This window comes from Parendozoicomonas haliclonae, assembly GCF_900174585.1.
Classification (GTDB): Bacteria; Pseudomonadota; Gammaproteobacteria; order Pseudomonadales; family Endozoicomonadaceae; genus Sansalvadorimonas; species Sansalvadorimonas haliclonae.
This window is the reverse complement of the sequence record NZ_FWPT01000033.1, coordinates 1-1282: the sequence shown is the minus strand read 5'-3', so window position 1 is coordinate 1282 and position 1282 is coordinate 1. Positions and strand designations below refer to the sequence as shown.

Genomic DNA, 1282 nt, shown 5'->3' with positions numbered 1-1282 from the left:
GAAACCTCCCCCGCTTTTGTGGACACCTCATCCCTAACGGAATGAGGTGAACTATGAGCACATACAGACACGACAAACCCACCCGGAAATACTCCAATGAATACAAGGTCAGTGCCGTTCGACTGACCTTCAAGCCTGGTGTAATGATCAAAGACATCGCAGAATCGCTGGACATCCATCCTTTTATGTTGTCCCGTTGGCGCAAAGAGTATTTCGAGGGCAAGCTCGTGGCCAATGAGTGGAAAGTGACCAAAAAATTGATAGCTGTACCCAAAAAGAAAGAACTGACCGAGAGCGAGCGCATCAAGAAGCTCGAGGCCGAAAACGCCGCACTGAAAAAGGAGGTCGACTTCCTAAAAAAGTGGGAAGCGTTTCTCGCGGAACAGCGTCGGAACAATTCGCCTTCATAGACCGCCATCGCGACCGCTTTGGTGTCGGCTTTCTCTATAAGAGGCTCAACGTGTCCCGCAGTGGCTATTACGCCTGGCGGGCTCGCAAGCCCAGCCAGCGAAAACTGGACGACCAGAAGCTACTCAAACGTATACGCTCGGTCTTTAAGAAAAGCCATGGTCGATACGGGAGCCCAAAGGTCTACAACGCCTTGAAAGCACGGAATATCAACGTGGGTCGTAAGCGTGTGGAGCGCCTGATGCGGGAAGATCAGCTGGTTGCCCGTGTCGCGCGCATCTATCGGCGCAAACCCTTGCCCCAAAGGTCCTGTGATCCTGTTCCAAATATAAGGAAGGATCTGCCCAAGCCTACGGCAATCAATCAACACTGGGCCACGGACGTGACTTATATAAAGCTGAAAGGGCGCTGGTTGTACCTGGCTGTCGTTCTCGATCTGTATTCACGCCGTGTGGTCGGTTGGTCACTGAAGAACAACCGAACGGCCGCACTGACAAAGACTGCGTTGCTGATGGCTATACGGAATCGGAGGCCACCTGAAGGCTTGATCTTCCACTCAGACCAGGGGATTGAATTCCGGGCTTCTGAATTGCAGAACACACACAAACGTTATGGCATAAAGCCCAGCATGAATCGTGCTTACCACTGCACAGACAATGCCGAGATGGAGTCCTTCTTCCATACCTTGAAGGGGGAGTTGATCACCGGAACAACCTTCCGGAACGTGTACCATCTGCGCGATTCTATTGCGGGTTATATCCAGCATTTTTATAATCGCGCTCGACTGCACTCGAGCCTTAATTATCAATCTCCGGTAGAATACGAGGCCGCAGCTTAGCTGCAGAGAGGTGTCCATTTTATCGGGGGAAGATCA

Annotated in this window: 1 protein-coding gene and 1 pseudogene; both read left to right on the top strand. The window is 51.7% G+C overall.

Translation table 11 applies throughout. The features are described from left to right. Window positions 1–53 precede the first annotated feature (53 nt). Window positions 54–287: pseudogene (locus tag EHSB41UT_RS24895) on the top strand (transposase); the annotation flags it as partial. Further along, window positions 239–1246 (top strand): IS3 family transposase, encoded by a 1008-nt coding sequence (locus EHSB41UT_RS24095; protein ID WP_242667405.1) that lies wholly within the window; start codon window positions 239–241, stop codon window positions 1244–1246. The pseudogene EHSB41UT_RS24895 and the gene EHSB41UT_RS24095, both read left to right, overlap by 49 nt. The last annotated feature ends 36 nt before the right edge of the window (window positions 1247–1282 follow it).